Consider the following 14899-nt stretch of genomic DNA (forward strand, 5'->3'; position numbering starts at 1 on the left):
GACTGCTCAGCCAATGAACGTATATAGATAGTAGGAGGCATCGATGTCCGGGGCAATGCTTGATGTGACGATTGACGTGTCGAGCGTCGGCCGGGCGCTGGAGCAACTGGCCGAGCGACTGGGGGACATGCGCGTCCCTCTGCTGGACATCGGCGAGTACCTGCACCAATCCACCGATGCTCGGGCCCGTAACCAGGTCGGCCCGGATGGTAGGCCTTGGGCACCACTGTCACCGCGCACCTTGGCGAAGAAGAAAGGCAACAAGAAGCTGCGCGAGTCCGGTGCGCTGCTCGACACGCTTCGCCACAGTGTGGCGGGTGATGAACTTCAGTTCGGCACTGACCGCCCTTACGGCGCTATTCATCAGTTCGGCGGCAAGATCGAGCACGCTGCTCAGTCACGGCAGGTTTACTTCAAGGAGAAAGGTGGGGTTGTTGGCAACCGTTTTGTGAAGAAGCGGCAGTCGAACTTCTCGCAGTGGGTCACACATGGCGCACGCACAGTCGTGATGCCAGCCCGTCCATACCTCGGGCTCTCCGCCGAGGACGAAACGGAGCTGCTGGAGATCGTCGGGGCCTATCTGAAGGGTTAAACAACGCTCGCCTCCTGCGCGCCTCTGTGAGCGTTGTAGGAGCGTTAGCCGGTACATCCGGGCGAAAGTTGAAACGAAACAGCGTTAGACGTGCGTTAGATGTCGTTCCTGCCCTATAGGCGCAGCTCGGAAGCCGGCCAATTTCTAAGTTGGGCGAGAAAACCGAAAAATCACCTGGGCCGCCAAGCGAATCCGGGTAGTATCAGTCCCCCTCGATCCGCCCCCTCCATCGGCCTTTTTCTTGCGTCGAGCTTAAAAACACTTCCCCCGACATGCCGCCGACACTGGCGGCATGAAAACACTCGCACTCAATACCGACCTCTCCGCGCAGCCCTCCACCGAGGGCCAGGCGCCTGACTGGATCGAACTGCTTCCCTCCGGGCCGGTGATCAACGGTCGCGACGGGCGTAAATGGCTGTTTGACGAGCTGGCACAGCAGTTGGTCGATACCGCGTTCGTTGAGCGCGGTATCGACATGGTGATCGACTGGGAGCACGCAACTGAAAAGGTTGCCCCGCAGGGCGAACCCGCACCGGCGGCCGGCTGGATTGATCGCTTGGAAATTCGCTCGGGCGCGCTGTGGGGCCATGTCACTTGGACGCCTCGCGCTGGTGAGCAAGTCGCCGCCCGTGAGTACCGATTCGTTTCCCCTGTCTTTGACTACGACGACACCTATCGTCGAGTCCTTCGCATGGTCAGCGTCGGCCTGACCAACAAGCCCAACCTCGTTCTTACCGCCCTCAACCACGAAACCTCGGAGACTCCGAAAATGGCAATCCCTCTGGCATTGGCGGCGCTGCTCGGCCTGGACGCGACCGCGACCGACGAGCAGGCCGTCGCCGCTGTAACTCAACTGAAGGCCACCGCAACCGCCCGCAACAGCGAGCAACCGCCCCTGGACAAGTTCGTTCCTCGCGGTGACTACGAGCTGGCTGTGTCCCGTGCAACCAATGCCGAGCAAGCGCTCGCCACACGCAAGGCCGACGAGCACAAGGCCGTCGTTGAGGCCGAGATCGAGGCCGCTCTCAAGGCCGGGAAGATCACGCCGGCAACTGCTGACTACCACCGCGCCGCCTGTTCTGAACAGTCCGGCCTGGACCGTTTCCGCGAGTTCGTGAAGGCCGCTCCATCGGTCGCTGATCCGTCCGACCTGGGCGACCGCAAACCCGACGGCACCTCCATCGCCCTGAACGCCGAGCAGCAGGCTGCCTGCGCCCAGTTCGGCCTCGATCCGTTGGAATTCGCCAAAACCCTGAAAAGCGAGGGCTAGCCCCATGGCGTTGACCGCTGACCGCAATACTCCCAAGAAGAAATCCGACGTCCTGGTTGTCGGTGTCGGCACCGGCGTGCGCATCCAGGCTGGCGCGCTGGTTGTGCTGTCTGCATCCGGCTTCGCCGTTCCCGGCAAAACCGCTACCGGGCTGACCTACGCCGGGCGCGCCGAGGAATCCGTGGACAACGTGGCGGGCATCGACGGTGCGAAGTCCGTTGAGATCAGCCGTGGCGTCGCCTTCAAGTGGGACAACGACGGCTCCGTCACCCAAGCGCACCTGCTGAAACGGGCCTACGTCGTGGACGACGCCACGGTCAGCGCTACCGACGGCGGCGGGACGCGCTCAGCGTCCGGCCTGATCGTCGGCATCGACTCCGACGGTGTCTGGGTCGAGTAACCCCTCTATATAGGAGCGCACTGCGCATGCTGGTAAACAAGAGTTCCATCCAGGCGGCATTTGTCGCCATGAAAACGCTGTTCAACAACGCTTTCGCGGCAGCGCCGAGCAGTTGGCAGAAGATCGCCATGAAAGTGCCGTCCAGCGCCGGCAGCAACCTGTACGCCTGGCTCTCGGCATTTCCCAAGATGCGCCGCTGGGTAGGCGCCAAACACGTCAAAAACCTCCAGGCCTACACCTACTCGGTGGTCAACGAAGATTTCGAGGCCACCGTCGAGGTGGATCGCAACCACATCGAAGACGACCAGTTGGGCATCTATGAGCCTCAAGCCAAGATGGCCGGCCACTCGGCGAAGCAACTGCCGGACGAGATCGTCTACGAGCTGGTGAACAAGGCATTCACCACGCCGTGCTACGACGGTCAGTATTTCTTCGACACGGACCACCCGGTTGCAGGCCGGAGCGTGAGCAACATGGGCACCAAGCCTCTGTCCGTCGCCACGCTTGCGCACGCGGAAGAAAGCTTCGGCGCCGCGCTCACCGTCCTGCAGGAGTTGAAGGACGAGGACGGCCGCCCCATCGGCGTCATGCCGAACGTACTGCTCGTTCCGCCGGCACTGCGCGACACCGCACGCCGCCTGCTGACCTCGGAGAAGTTGGCAAACGGCGAAGACAACCCTTACAAGGGCGCCGCCGAAATGGTGGTCGAGCCACGCCTTATTTCGCGTACTGCCTGGTTCGTGCTCGACACCACAAAGCCAGTGCTGCCGTTCATCTACCAGGAGCGCAAGGCCCCGGTGTTCGTTCAGCAGACGGATGCCGAAGCTGACGACGTCTTCAACCGCAAGAAATTCAAGTTCGGCGCCGAGGCCCGAGCGGCCGGCGGCTATGGCTTCTGGCAACTGGCATACGGCTCCACCGGTACGGGGGAATAATCAATGGGCGTTGTTATCAAGGCCGTGGTTGACGGCTTCCGTCGCGGCGGCATCGCACATCGGGCTCGTGGCACCTACTACGAGGACGGCCACTTCACCGATACCGAGCTGGAACTGCTGCGGGCTGAACCCCTGCTGCTGATCACCGAGCAGGCTGAGTTTGCTCAGGGCGCCGACGAGGATGCCCAGTTGCTCCAGCAAATGGGCGACACCATCGCGCACCTGGAGCACTCCCTGGAACAGGCTCGCGCTGGACTCAAAACCGCCTCTGCCGATGTGGTCGGGTTACTGGATGGCCAGAAGCGCCTGCCAGGCCTGGTCCTCGATGCTATCCGCCTGCTGGAGCCGGCCCCGGTCGACGGAGTGATCACGATCAATGAGGACGCCCTGGTCGAGATCATCGGCCAATGCCTGAAGGAGATCCGTAGTGATGCAAGCCAATCGGCGCTCGAAAATTCCGGCGGCGATGACGCATCGTCGACTTCGGCGTCGGTTTCGCCAGTGGCTGCGCCACCTGGTGCTGACACGCCCGTGAAGGTCGAGAAGCCGACCGGCAAGCGCGGCAGCGAAAAGAAAGGAGCCGGTGAATGAACCTCTCGCTGCCGAGCGCCATATCGCTGATTACCCGTTTCGGTGCCAAAGAGATCGCGGACCTCGCGGTCCCCGAGATCAACCGGGCTATCTCTGGCGAGCTGATGGAAGCTGCCGCCAAGGGCGATCCGTTGGACGGCTGGGACGCCGAGGATGTGGCGTCCGCCATCGCGGCATTGGCTCGCATCGCTGATGCGGCCACACGGGCTCGCAGCGAGATCCAGTATTACCTGCGCTTTCGCCAGCCGGGGCAGGACGCCCCGGACTGGGTCACCGACGACATGCCCGAGCTGACCCGATTCCATCTGTACGGCGAAAAGGCCAACGCTGAATCCGCCGTGCGCCTGCGCTACCGCGACATCATCAAGCGTCTGGAAAAGCTGGCTGATGAAGACAAGCAAGGTGGTGCTGCGGAGTCTGGCCAGTCGGGTTTGCAGATCAGCCACCAGCCACGGTTGTTCGACCGGGCCAGGTTGCGGGGGCTGTGATGATTGGCGAATTGGAGGACGCCATCAAGGCCCGGCTGGACGAGTTGAAGAACCAGGTGCGCCGGCTGACTGTCGGCGACTACGGCGGCGAACTCAGTGACGACGACCTGCTGGTCGAGATGCTGAAGAACTCGCCAAGCGTATTGATCACGACGCCAAAGATCGTGTTCAAGCCGAAGTCGAACCGTCGCTACCTAGCCACTGTCGTGTTCCGCCTGGTCATTTCCAGCACCTCGGTCCGGGGTGAACGCGAAACCCGACGTGGCTCCGGCTCGGTTGCCAGTGATCCGGGCAGCTACTGGATCTGGGAAAGCTGCTTGCGGCTACTGGCGAACTGGCCGCACAAGCCGGACGGTGCTCTGGTGAAACCGACCGAGTTCACCAACCTGGTCAATGGCAAGTACCAAGGCAGCCACCTCTCTGTACTCGGCCAGTCCTTTGCAGTCGAGACGGACTGGGAGATTCCCGAGGGCGAGTTGCCGTGGCTTGAGGGCGTCGACATTGGCTACCACGTCCCGGCGGGCAACCCGGACGCCACCGTTACCGACTCAATCGACCTGGGAGAGCAATAGATGCTGGTGATCGCTACCAAACACCCTGTGCCGGTCCTGCCGGGCACTACCAAGGACGGCATCGAGTTCATCAAGCCGTCCCCGGGCAAGCCCGTGGACGTTGAAGAGCACCCTTACTACCTGCGCCGGATCACCGCTGGCGAGCTGGAGCGGGTGAAACCCAAGGGCGGTGCCAAACAGGCCGCTCAAAACGAAGAGGCCAACCAATGACCATTGCTTTTGACACGATCCCGGCGAGTATTCGCAAGCCTGGTGTGTACATGGAGTTCAACACCAGCTTGGCGGTGCGTAACCTGCCGACCAATGCTCAGCACGTTTGCCTGGTCGTTCCACTCGAAGAGGGTGCAACTGCCGGGGCAAATCTGCCCCAGCAGGTCTATAGCGCCGCCGAGGCCAAGACTGCGTTCGGGGCCGTGGCCGAGGAAATGGTTGCGGCGGCTATTGATGCCTATCGCTATGTAGCGATTTCGTGCGTCGGCGTGACAGTGGCCGGCGAAGCCGAACCGGCTATCGCCGAAGCCTTGGCCTCGACGGCCCAAGGCGGATTTACAATCGTGGTTCCGGCCTGGTACAGCCAGGTAGCCATGACCGCCCTCCGTACCCATATCGCGACCTGGACCAGCTCGATTGAGCAACAGTCGATTCTCGGTGTCGGTGCCGTCACTGGCACTCTGTCAGCCGCTACGGCGCTGGCTGCCAGCTTGAACGGCGGCGCGATCACCCTGGCCTTGCTTCCTGGTACTCCTTCCAGCGCTCGCCAGGTGGCTGCTGCCTACGCTGCGGTGATCGCGTCCGAAGAAGATCCGGCGCGGCCGCTGAACACTCTCGCGCTGGCCGGGATTGCCGTTCCTCCGATCGCCAGTCGTCTGGGTCGGGTCGAGCAGGAAACCTGCCTGGCGAACGGCGTGACCCCGCTGGAGGTAGGTCCCGGAAACGTGGTCCAGATCGTCCGCGCAGTCAGCACCTACACAAAGAGCGCTGCCGGTGCGACTGATGTGTCGCTGCTCGATCTGACCTCGATCCGCACCCTGTACTACGTCCGCCAAGCCTGCCGTGATCGCATTCGCCTGCGCTTCCCTCGCTCGAAACTCAGCAGCAAGACGCCGGACGCAGTGCGTGGCGAGCTGCTGGACGTGCTCAAGAAATGCGAAGAGCTGGAGATTCTGGAGAACGTCGACGACAACGCAGCAGGACTGATTGTCGAGCGCTCGGGCCAAGACGTGAACCGACTCAATGCCGCCATCCCCACTGACATCGTCAACGGCCTGCATGTGTTTGCCGGCCGCATCGATCTGCTGCTGTAGGAGCAAAGCCCATGTCTGACAAATTCGTCGGAATGATCGTTCTCGAAATCAACGGGAGCGAATACGAAGTGACCAGCGTTGAACCGTCGATCAAGACCGGCCGCAAGGTTGTCAAGACAATGAACCGTTCCGGGCGACCGACTGGCACGTCCAAGGGCATCGAAGAGTACGACCTGAAAATCTCGGTCGCGATTCCGAAGACTGGCGAGCCGGACTGGCGGGCTCTGATTGACGCGAAGATCACCATCTTCCCCCAAGACGGCGGCGGCAAACGCGAGACATACACCGGCTGCAGCCTGATCGAAGTCGGCAGCAAGTATGCAGTCGACAACGAAGCCACTCGCGACCTGACCGTCGTCGCCCTGAACTACTACACGGAATAAGCCATGAGCGAACAAGACAAGCGTTGGGACGGCCTGACGATCACCCGCGAGCTACCTATCGGCGTCTACTTCGGCGGCATGCGGCACAAGCAGTTCACCCTCCGTGCCGGCGTCACTGGCGATCTGATCGCAGCGCAGGAAGCCCACCCCGATGGCCCCATGCAACTGATTACTTTGGAGGTCTTCCGCCGCCAGTTGCTCAGCCTGGGGGACATCGAGCTGAAGTACCTGACCACGGATCTGCTGCGTGAAGAATTGCTGGAAACGGATCTGGCGGTCATTGCTGACGCGGACGTTGAACTGGAAAAAAAGCTGAAGCCGCAGAGCGCGGCCAACAAAGTTGGCGCCGCATCGAGCACAACCTCGCCCGACACGGCTACCGGCTAGACGAGATCCGCACCATGACCCGCCGTGAAGTTGAAACGCGGCTGGACCTGATTGCCGGCAAGACCAAGCGCGAGCGCATCGTCAGCAAGCGCACTGGCAGGCTTAAGCAATAACCAAAAGGCTCGGCAACGGGCCTTTCTTCTATCTGTAAGGTGAGTACCCATGTCTGATTTGCGCGTCGCGTTGCGCATCCAAGCCCATGCTGGTGACAGCCGGCGAGAGATCGGGCAGTTGAACCGTGACCTGCACAACGCCGGCAAGCAAGGGGCGCGGTCGCTCGCGGATGAAAGCTGGAAAGTGTCGACCGCAATCACCAGGATTGGCGCTACTGGTGCCACCAGTTACAAGGTCGTGCGTGACGCGATGCGGGACACGGCCAAAGCCAGCCGGACAGTTGCCGAGGAAAGCACCAGGTCTGCGGGGGCCATGAGGAAGGCCGGTACGGACGGCGCGACGAGCTATAAGGTCGTGCGCGAGGCTATGCGTGCGACGGCCAAGGAAGGCAGCGGCACTCAGTTCGTGGTGACGAAGACTGCCGCAGAATTCAAGAAGCTGTCGAACGACGCGCGCAAGGCCGCGCGCGATGCCAAGACCGAACTGAACAGCACGGAACGCCAGGGCGTCGAGCCGCTGCGGCAGAGCGTGGATCGGACGGAGCAGTCATTCCGTCGCCTTGCGCAGAATGGCGGCCGCAACCTGCGCGGCCTAAAGGCCGTAGCTGCGGGCGTGCGCTCGGAGTTTGAACGAATCAAGCGAGCAGGCAGCTCGGCTCAGGGGCAACTTGCCGGGCTCGGCGTCGGTATCGGTGTCGCCTCTGGATTGAAGTCGAGCGCAACGCTCGACCGCCAGTTGATCCGTACCCAGCAGACGGCGGGACTGAAGGCTGAGGAACGAGATGAATGGCGCGGCGGGCAATGGAAGCTGGCTCAGAAATATGGCGTTGAGCGTGAGCAGGTCCAGACCGGCTTCGACACGCTGATCGCAAGCGGCCTCTCTTACGCCGAAGCCAAGCCGAGTGCCGACGCTATCGCCCAGGCCAGCGCCGTGACTGGAGCCGATAGCGGGATTCTTGCGAAAGCAGTCGTGACCGGTGCGGGTGCGTTCGACATCGACTTGTCCAAGGCAGGGGCTGCGTTGGACATCTTGCAAAAAATGACCGTGGCCGGACGCCTGGGTAACGCTGAGCTTGAAAACCTGTCGAGCATCTTCCCGAAGATCGGCCAGGACGCGAAGTCCGCCGGCATGTCGATGGCGCAGGCGCTGTCGTTCGTCGAAACCCTGTCCCTGATCGAACTGGAGCCTGACCGCTTGGGTACGCTCGCGCAATCGACGTTGCGCATGTTCAACAACGGCAGCTACCGCAAGGAAGTGACCAAGGCTACGGGCGTAGAGTTCTTCAATAAAGACAAGAGCCTGCGGGACACGAAAGACGTGTTTGCCGACCTTCAGCGTAAGTACAAGGCTCTGAAGACCGACAAGGATCGCGCCAAGTTCATGGACGTGGCCTTCGGCAAAATGGACCAGGACACGCAGAAAGGCATCAAGGCATTTCTGACCGGCGACCGCCTGGAGAACTACGCAAAGGGCACCGAAACCATCGGCGGTGCCAAATCTATTTTCGAGAAGGATCTGGCGGACAACGTCGACAGCGCCACGGGTACGGCAGGCCGGCTGAAAGCAACGCTTGGTGCGGCGATTGACCGGATGTCGCAGCCCCTCAACAAGGGGTTGGCAGACATGGGCAACTACCTGCTCAACGACCTCAACCTGTCCGGTGAGCAGATGCTCGGCGCCGGACTGGCGACAGGCGTCGGTGGATACGTCGCCGGTCGTGGTGCGATGGCGGGAGGTGGTGCGCTGCTGAACAAGTTCCTTGGCGGTCCTGAGACCCTGAAGAATATTGCTGTCGGCAAGGTGCTGGAAGAAGCGACAGGTGTAACTTCTGTATTCGTGACGAACTGGCCCGGGGGTGACGGCGGTGGCATGTCCATGCCCGGTGGCCCGGACAAGAAGCCAAGCGGCACGAAGGTTCCGCCTGCCGGCCCTGTTGAGCAGTCGCCGAAGGCGAAAGTTGCCGGCGGTATCGCGCTGGCAACTGTGGCATCCGTCATCAGTGGTTCAACAGAAAACACGGACGAAGGGCGCCTGCGTGCGGCCGAGAACTCAAAGCTGCTGACCGAGGACCAGCGGTCCTACTACAGCGCGTTCTACCGCAATCGAATCGACCTCGCGCAGGCGAGTCCTGATGCTTCTGATGGATGGGTTTCCGACCAGGCTCGGCAGCTTGCGCAGCAGCAAACCGGACTGACGGCCTCGGGCGGTCGAGTATCCGAGGCTAACGCCTGGGCTCGCCGCATTGCCCTCGCTGGCCTGGCCGAGCCTGCAAAAGGGCTCGACCTGCTGCGCGCGGCGGAGCCAGGTCGCAACACAGTCGGAATCATGGCCGCAAAATCCAAAGCAGCCCCCTTTGGCCTAGAGTCCCCAATCGACGCCAGCCGCTTGATGCCAGGTATGCCTGCGCCAAGCGCTTCCTTGGCGCAATGGGCGAGCCAGGCCTTGGGTCGTATGGGAACGCAAACCCTATCTCAACCAGGTTCGCTCGGCATGGTGCAAAACGACGGCCAGGACGCCGAGACGTTGCGACAACTGTCAGAAACACTGCGTCAGCAGATCAACCAGCTCCAAGGTCTGGTTGGACGTCCGCTTGTGATCGAGGTGCGCAGTGACAGTGACAACATCTATGCCGAAGTTGAGCGGCGTGTCGGCATCCAATCGAGGCGCGGCTGATGAGCTGGAACGAAACATTACTGGACGCCTCCTTCCGGGGCGTTGCGCTGGAAGTCCTTGCCGAGAATCTTGGCGGTGGTCGGGAGCTGGCACAGCACGGCGTGCCGTACCGCGACGGCGACGACTTAGAGGACATGGGGCGCAAGGCCCGTGAGTTCTCGCTGTCGGTCGTCTTCTTTGGCACCAACTACGAGATCGCGTTGCAGAACCTCCTGGCGGCAGTTGATACGCCGGGCCCGGGAGAGCTGATCCACCCCATCTACGGCCGGGTGGATGTGCTGACCCGGAGCTGGAAAGTCGAGCATTCAGCCGAGCGCCCGGATTACACGCAGGTTGACCTTCAGTTTGTCGAGCGTACGCCCTCGGAACCGTTCTTCGCCCGCCAGTTCGAGTTTGTTGACGAGGGCGTGCTCACGGGTGAGGACGAGCGGCGCTGGCAAGACGGCCTGCTCGATCTTATCGGGCAGGTCGATGCCCTTGTCGCAGCGGTGCAGCAGTTGATTGGTGGAGGCTGGATCGGGCTGCTTGAGAACCTGCTCGGCCTGCCCGGGATTGGCCTGCGGCTGTTGCAGTTGCGTAGCCAGATCCTGGGCATCGTCTCCGGGCTTGCGAGTCTTTTCGGCAAAAGCGCAGGCGCGCAGTTCGACCCGCTTCTGGACCTGCACCGCACTCCAACTGAGATCCGCGCCGCGATTTCCGCGCACATCGACCCGTCTCCATACGACGGTTCCTCAGCCAGCACATTTGCTATAGCTACGGTTTCGAACGTCACGGACTCGTCCAGCTCGGGCAGTGTGATCGAGCAAACGAACGCAGCGCTTGAGCTGATCAATCAGCGCCTGGTCGCTCAGGACAATCTTCTGTTGGTGCTTCCCGGGGCGGATTCAATCGAAGCCAGTCCAGCTCGCGTCGGCACTGCGGTACTTGCGCAGGCCCGACTCGGCCTGGCTCTGGACGACACATTGTTGGCGGGGGTGCCGGTCGGTGGCTTGGTTTTGGGCTCTGCAAGCATGCTGCCACCAACCACCGCAGTTGCCTGGGAGTTGGTTCTGTTGGTCGTTACTGAAACTGCGCTCGCCCAGGCCTCGGCTGTCATCGCGTTGCTCGATGCCGAGCGCAAAACGCCGACGCTCACGCCGGAGCAGTTGGAAACGGTTGTCTCCAGCACTCGCGCGCTCGCGCAAGCGTCAATCGTGCTGCACCGCCAGTTGCTCGACGTCGAGAGCGCGTTGCGGGTCATCGAGCCTCTACGTGCAATCTCCGGAATCGTACAAGCCGCTGGGCGGCAGGTGCTGCAACTGCGGCCTCCGATTGTTCAGCGCACGGTTGGCAGTGAAACCAATCTGCGACTGCTCGCCCACCACTGGTACGGCGATCACTCCAGGGCTGCTGAGCTGCTGCGCTTGAATCCAACATTGCGAAGTCCACAGGCGATTAGCGCCGGGGAGGTGCTGCGTGCCTACGCTCAATAAGCCGCTTGAGCAAATCCGCCTTGCGGTCGGTGCCCATGCGCATGAACTCTGGGAGGGCTGGTCAGTGGAAAGCGATCTGCTGACACCTGCGGACGCTTTCCAGCTTGAGCTATTTACCCGCGAACCGGGGCCGCTGCCGGCGACGCTCCGGGAAGGTTCCCCGTGCACACTGAGCCTGGGCACCGACCGAGTGCTGACGGGCGTCGTTGACGAAGTTGAACTCGATATTTCTCGCAAGGGGCGCACGATACGCATCAACGGGCGCGATAACGCGGCCGTGCTTGTCGACTGCTCGACGCCCTTCGTCGCGATGCGAGAAGTCGGCCTGGCCGACATCATCGACAAGGTTGTCAAGCCGCTCGGAGTGGTCCGTGTTGAGATTCGCGCCGAGAAGATAAAGACGCGGAAACGCATACAGGTTGAGCCCGGCCAGAGTGCCTGGGAAGTGCTGCTCCAGGTCGCTGAAGCTAACGGTCTTTGGCCTTGGATGGAGCCCGACGGACGCCTGGTTATCGGTGGTCCGAACTACACCGCACCACCTGTCGCAACGCTGATCCTGCGTGAGAATGGCGTGGGTAACAACGTCGAGCAGCTATCTCTTCGCCGCTCGCTGCCTGGCCGGTTCAGCCAAGTGACCGTTCTCGGGCAGCACGGCCAGTACGACGCGGACGGTTACGACACAAGTCGAACGAAGCTGAAGACTGTCGTGCGCGATGATGCGCTGGCAAAGCGCGGGATCTTCCGTCCCAAGGTCGTGATAGACAGCTCGTGCGAGAACCAGGACATGGCTTCGTCCCGCGCCCGCAAGCTGCTCGCTGACAGTCGCTTGGAAGGCCTTGAGATCCGGGCAATCGTCATGGGGCACAGGGCCGGTAATGGGGCCGTATGGTCGCCCGGGCAGCGCGTCAACGTGTTCAGCGAGCCGCATGGCTTGAACGCGACCTACTTCCTCATGTCCCGCACGTTGCGCCTCACGCGGCGCGAAGGGGCAATTACAGAGCTGCGGCTGCGAGAGGACAAGACCTGGGTGCTGGACGGCAACCCGTCGAAGTCGAAGAAGAAGCGCAAGTCCGATGCTGACGCGGCATTCATCCAGGAGCTGCACAAGCTATGAGCATTCTCAAGACAATGCGAAATCAGGCACAGAACGCACAGCGTGGCATACGTCAGGCGTTCAGAGCTATCGCAGCGCGCAACAGCCATTCCGGCGCGCAGATCGGCGTAGAAATGGAAGGACTGGCTGGCGAGTCGGTTAGCGGTGAGCTGATGCAAGACTACGGCTTTGTCTCTGCACCGCTTCCGGGTGCCGAGTACATCGTCCTGCCCGTCGGCGGTGACACGAAACACTCGGTTGTGATCGCCAGCGGTGACGGTCGCTATCGGCTCCACGTGGCCGATGGTGAGGTCGCACTCTACACCGACGAAGGCGACCGCATACACATGAAGCGGGGGCGTCTGATCGAGGTCGAGACTGAAACGCTTGTGATTCGAGCGTCAACGAAAGTCGTGCTGGAAACACCTCTGGTCGACGCAACTGGAGAGATCAAGGACCAAGTGCGGACTATGCAGCAGGATCGTGATCTGTACAACGAGCATGTCCACGGCAACAGTCCGAAGCCCGCACCTCGGCAGTAGCGCGGCGCAGCGACTTACGTCGACAAGAAAGGCATTTTCTTGGCGATGTAAGGGACCATCGCTCAATGGACACAGGCATAAACCCAATTACAGGCGACACGACCGGCAAGCGCATTAGCTCCCTTGCCAACGCTGTCTATCTCCGACTCATGACCCCCTTGGGCAGCTACTGGGCGGACCCGTTGCTGGGCTCTCTGCTCCACACGCTTCGCCGAGAGAAAGACAGGCCTCGCGTGGGGCGTCTCGCGGTGCAATACGCCGAAACCGCACTCAAGCCGTTGCTCGACGATGGGCGGGCTACGGCGATCACAGTCACCGCAGAACAGCCTCACAACGGCTGGCTGCTTCTTGCCGTCGAAGTTGTCGAGGCAGATGGTCAAGTCCAAACATTCACACATAACGTTCGGGTGATTTGATGCCGTTTCAACCGCCAGCATACGACAGCATTCGGGATGCGATCCTGCGGGACATTCGCAGCCAGTTGCCCGACGCAGACATAACCAGCGACTCGGATAACTTCATTCGAAGTGCGGCTGTTGCTGCTGCAATCGAAGGTCTCTATCAGTACCAGGCCTGGATTTATCGGCAGATTTTTCCAGACACCGCAGATGAGGCGGAAGTGCTTCATCACGCCGCAAATCGCGGCATTCGTCAACGAGCGCCCGTAGCTGCAACAGGCGTTGCGCAAGTTGGGGGGGCATCTGGAGTTAGTCTTGGCGTCGGCAGCACGCTGAAGCATGTTGCCAGCGGTGCGCTGCTGACAACAGCGGAGGTAGTGAGCATCGGAAGTGCAGGCAATGCATTTGTGCCAGTAATTGCACAGTCGGTCGGAGTGAGCGCGAACGGTCTGACGGGGCAAGTCATCTTGACCAGTCCGCCGCTGGGCATCGACGCAGCGGCAACGATCACCGAGGCGCTTACCGGCGGTAGCGATATCGAGTCGCCGGCATCCGTACTTGTTCGACTGCTCGATCTGCTGCGCAACCCTCCAGCCGGCGGCGCGGCATACGACTACAAGCGCTGGGCGCTTGAGGTTGATGGTGTCGCGTCGGCCACTGTCCTGCCTCTTCGGCGCGGGCCGAATACCGTAGATGTCGTCATTACAGGCCAGGGCGGTGCGCCATCGGACCATGTAATCGACGCGTGTATTAGTCATATCGAATATCTGCGCCCGGTGACGGCTGAAGTATTCGTGTATGCCCCGGCGATTCGAACCGTTGCGGCCAGCGCGAATATTGAGCTTGTAGCTGGCTACAAGCTTGATGAAGTGCAACAGGCCGCTCAGGCGGCATACAACGAAGAACTCAACACACTGCCGATCGGTGCCCCTCTGAAGCGAAATCGCATCGGTACTGTCCTCGGCAACCTGGCTGGGGTCGCTGATTACCAGGTGCTGACGCCCGTCGCAAATGTGCCCGCGACTGACATCGCTGATGCTGTCGGCTGGATCAGGCCCGGTGCGATCACTCTGGGGCTGATGTCTTGAGCAGCTTGGCTACCCAGTTGCGTCTTCTGCTACCGCCGGAGACGTATGACGGCGCAGGGCCGGTTCTTTCGAAGTTGCTAGCTGCCGAGGCAAATGCGCTGGACGGGGCGCAGGTGAGTAGCAATCGACTCTATGACCGCATCTGGCCGGACTCTGGGGCGGCTCTGGACGAATGGGAGCGTGTCTTGGGGCTGCCGGACCCGTGCATGCTCAATGAGGCGCTGGCGGCCAGGCAGCGTATAGCGGCAGTCATGGCAAAGCTCAAAGGTGTCGCCGGACAATCAAATGCTCTCTTTATTCGTCTCGCTGAAAGTCTCGGTTACACCATCACGATCACAGAGTTCCGCCCGGCCCGGGCCGGATTCGCGCGTGCCGGTGACTCGATTTACGGAGACGGCTGGACTGGTGCTTGGATGATCAACGCCAGCGCTGTGAGTGTATTTCCGGCCCGGGCAGGCAACGCTGCGGCAGGAGAGCCCTTGGCGGTATGGGGTAATAAGCAATTGGAGTGCCGGATGCGCACAATGAAGCCGGCGCATACAACTTTACTTTTTAGCTATGGCGAAACTTAAAGCTCTGTGAGGTTTTGTTGGTCAA

The 14899-nt window shown here is 61.4% G+C and carries 18 protein-coding genes; all 18 read left to right on the plus strand.

Annotation, left to right across the window (positions count from 1 at the left end; all coding sequences use genetic code 11):
• Positions 1-43: 43 nt before the first annotated feature.
• The gene (locus tag AC5QPF_RS13095; protein ID WP_494963616.1) at positions 44-592 is read left to right on the plus strand and encodes a phage virion morphogenesis protein; all 549 of its coding nucleotides are present in this window, start codon (positions 44-46) and stop codon (positions 590-592) included.
• Between the two features lie 292 nt (positions 593-884).
• Positions 885-1862 carry a phage protease gene (locus AC5QPF_RS13100; protein ID WP_494963617.1) on the plus strand — a complete coding sequence of 326 codons (978 nt, stop codon included), beginning with the start codon at positions 885-887 and terminating at the stop codon, positions 1860-1862.
• Positions 1863-1866: 4 nt separating this feature from the next.
• A complete protein-coding gene (locus tag AC5QPF_RS13105; protein ID WP_494963618.1) occupies positions 1867-2262 on the plus strand; it encodes a hypothetical protein in 396 nt (131 codons plus the stop codon).
• A 26-nt stretch (positions 2263-2288) separates the two neighbouring features.
• Positions 2289-3197: a Mu-like prophage major head subunit gpT family protein gene (locus AC5QPF_RS13110; protein ID WP_494963619.1), complete on the plus strand. Its 909-nt coding sequence runs from the start codon at positions 2289-2291 to the stop codon at positions 3195-3197.
• 3 nt (positions 3198-3200) lie between these two features.
• Entirely contained in the window at positions 3201-3788 is a 588-nt protein-coding gene (locus tag AC5QPF_RS13115; protein WP_494963620.1) for an HI1506-related protein, read from the plus strand.
• Positions 3785-4276, plus strand: a complete 492-nt coding sequence (locus AC5QPF_RS13120) for a phage protein Gp36 family protein (protein ID WP_494963621.1) — start codon at positions 3785-3787, stop codon at positions 4274-4276. The genes AC5QPF_RS13115 and AC5QPF_RS13120 overlap by 4 nt, the downstream gene beginning before the upstream one ends.
• Positions 4276-4848: a phage protein Gp37 gene (locus AC5QPF_RS13125; protein ID WP_494963622.1), complete on the plus strand. Its 573-nt coding sequence runs from the start codon at positions 4276-4278 to the stop codon at positions 4846-4848. The genes AC5QPF_RS13120 and AC5QPF_RS13125 overlap by 1 nt, the downstream gene beginning before the upstream one ends.
• Complete coding sequence (locus AC5QPF_RS13130) at positions 4849-5058, plus strand: hypothetical protein (protein WP_494963623.1); 210 nt, start codon at positions 4849-4851, stop codon at positions 5056-5058. It begins immediately after the preceding gene.
• Positions 5055-6152 (plus strand): phage tail sheath C-terminal domain-containing protein, encoded by a 1098-nt coding sequence (locus AC5QPF_RS13135; protein ID WP_494963624.1) that lies wholly within the window; start codon positions 5055-5057, stop codon positions 6150-6152. The genes AC5QPF_RS13130 and AC5QPF_RS13135 overlap by 4 nt, the downstream gene beginning before the upstream one ends.
• A gap of 11 nt (positions 6153-6163) precedes the next feature.
• Positions 6164-6535, plus strand: coding sequence for a phage tail protein (locus tag AC5QPF_RS13140; protein ID WP_494963625.1), 372 nt, complete (start codon positions 6164-6166; stop codon positions 6533-6535).
• Between the two features lie 3 nt (positions 6536-6538).
• On the plus strand, positions 6539-6922 hold the full coding sequence (locus tag AC5QPF_RS13145; RefSeq protein WP_494963626.1) for a hypothetical protein: 384 nt from the start codon (positions 6539-6541) through the stop codon (positions 6920-6922).
• Between the two features lie 162 nt (positions 6923-7084).
• Entirely contained in the window at positions 7085-9709 is a 2625-nt protein-coding gene (locus tag AC5QPF_RS13150) for a phage tail tape measure protein (protein WP_494963627.1), read from the plus strand.
• Positions 9709-11181, plus strand: a complete 1473-nt coding sequence (locus tag AC5QPF_RS13155; protein WP_494963628.1) for a DNA circularization N-terminal domain-containing protein — start codon at positions 9709-9711, stop codon at positions 11179-11181. Before AC5QPF_RS13150 ends, AC5QPF_RS13155 begins: the two co-directional genes overlap by 1 nt.
• Positions 11165-12295 (plus strand): phage baseplate assembly protein, encoded by a 1131-nt coding sequence (locus AC5QPF_RS13160; RefSeq protein WP_494963629.1) that lies wholly within the window; start codon positions 11165-11167, stop codon positions 12293-12295. The genes AC5QPF_RS13155 and AC5QPF_RS13160 overlap by 17 nt, the downstream gene beginning before the upstream one ends.
• Positions 12292-12816, plus strand: a complete 525-nt coding sequence (locus AC5QPF_RS13165; protein WP_494963630.1) for a phage baseplate assembly protein domain-containing protein — start codon at positions 12292-12294, stop codon at positions 12814-12816. The genes AC5QPF_RS13160 and AC5QPF_RS13165 overlap by 4 nt, the downstream gene beginning before the upstream one ends.
• A 65-nt stretch (positions 12817-12881) precedes the next feature.
• On the plus strand, positions 12882-13232 hold the full coding sequence (locus tag AC5QPF_RS13170; protein ID WP_494963631.1) for a phage GP46 family protein: 351 nt from the start codon (positions 12882-12884) through the stop codon (positions 13230-13232).
• Positions 13232-14302 (plus strand): baseplate J/gp47 family protein, encoded by a 1071-nt coding sequence (locus tag AC5QPF_RS13175; protein ID WP_494963632.1) that lies wholly within the window; start codon positions 13232-13234, stop codon positions 14300-14302. The genes AC5QPF_RS13170 and AC5QPF_RS13175 overlap by 1 nt, the downstream gene beginning before the upstream one ends.
• Positions 14299-14874, plus strand: a complete 576-nt coding sequence (locus AC5QPF_RS13180; protein ID WP_494963633.1) for a putative phage tail protein — start codon at positions 14299-14301, stop codon at positions 14872-14874. The genes AC5QPF_RS13175 and AC5QPF_RS13180 overlap by 4 nt, the downstream gene beginning before the upstream one ends.
• Positions 14875-14899 lie beyond the last annotated feature (25 nt).

It is taken from the genome of Pseudomonas sp. Con_6, from assembly GCF_059379395.1.

Bases quoted from the DNA above. Each gene is read 5' to 3' on its own strand.
- AC5QPF_RS13095 (WP_494963616.1), top strand. From the start codon at position 44: ATGTCCGGGGCAATGCTTGATGTGACGATTGACGTGTCGAGCGTCGGC.
- AC5QPF_RS13100 (WP_494963617.1), top strand. From the start codon at position 885: ATGAAAACACTCGCACTCAATACCGACCTCTCCGCGCAGCCCTCCACC.
- AC5QPF_RS13105 (WP_494963618.1), top strand. From the start codon at position 1,867: ATGGCGTTGACCGCTGACCGCAATACTCCCAAGAAGAAATCCGACGTC.
- AC5QPF_RS13110 (WP_494963619.1), top strand. From the start codon at position 2,289: ATGCTGGTAAACAAGAGTTCCATCCAGGCGGCATTTGTCGCCATGAAA.
- AC5QPF_RS13115 (WP_494963620.1), top strand. From the start codon at position 3,201: ATGGGCGTTGTTATCAAGGCCGTGGTTGACGGCTTCCGTCGCGGCGGC.
- AC5QPF_RS13120 (WP_494963621.1), top strand. From the start codon at position 3,785: ATGAACCTCTCGCTGCCGAGCGCCATATCGCTGATTACCCGTTTCGGT.
- AC5QPF_RS13125 (WP_494963622.1), top strand. From the start codon at position 4,276: ATGATTGGCGAATTGGAGGACGCCATCAAGGCCCGGCTGGACGAGTTG.
- AC5QPF_RS13130 (WP_494963623.1), top strand. From the start codon at position 4,849: ATGCTGGTGATCGCTACCAAACACCCTGTGCCGGTCCTGCCGGGCACT.
- AC5QPF_RS13135 (WP_494963624.1), top strand. From the start codon at position 5,055: ATGACCATTGCTTTTGACACGATCCCGGCGAGTATTCGCAAGCCTGGT.
- AC5QPF_RS13140 (WP_494963625.1), top strand. From the start codon at position 6,164: ATGTCTGACAAATTCGTCGGAATGATCGTTCTCGAAATCAACGGGAGC.
- AC5QPF_RS13145 (WP_494963626.1), top strand. From the start codon at position 6,539: ATGAGCGAACAAGACAAGCGTTGGGACGGCCTGACGATCACCCGCGAG.
- AC5QPF_RS13150 (WP_494963627.1), top strand. From the start codon at position 7,085: ATGTCTGATTTGCGCGTCGCGTTGCGCATCCAAGCCCATGCTGGTGAC.
- AC5QPF_RS13155 (WP_494963628.1), top strand. From the start codon at position 9,709: ATGAGCTGGAACGAAACATTACTGGACGCCTCCTTCCGGGGCGTTGCG.
- AC5QPF_RS13165 (WP_494963630.1), top strand. From the start codon at position 12,292: ATGAGCATTCTCAAGACAATGCGAAATCAGGCACAGAACGCACAGCGT.
- AC5QPF_RS13170 (WP_494963631.1), top strand. From the start codon at position 12,882: ATGGACACAGGCATAAACCCAATTACAGGCGACACGACCGGCAAGCGC.
- AC5QPF_RS13175 (WP_494963632.1), top strand. From the start codon at position 13,232: ATGCCGTTTCAACCGCCAGCATACGACAGCATTCGGGATGCGATCCTG.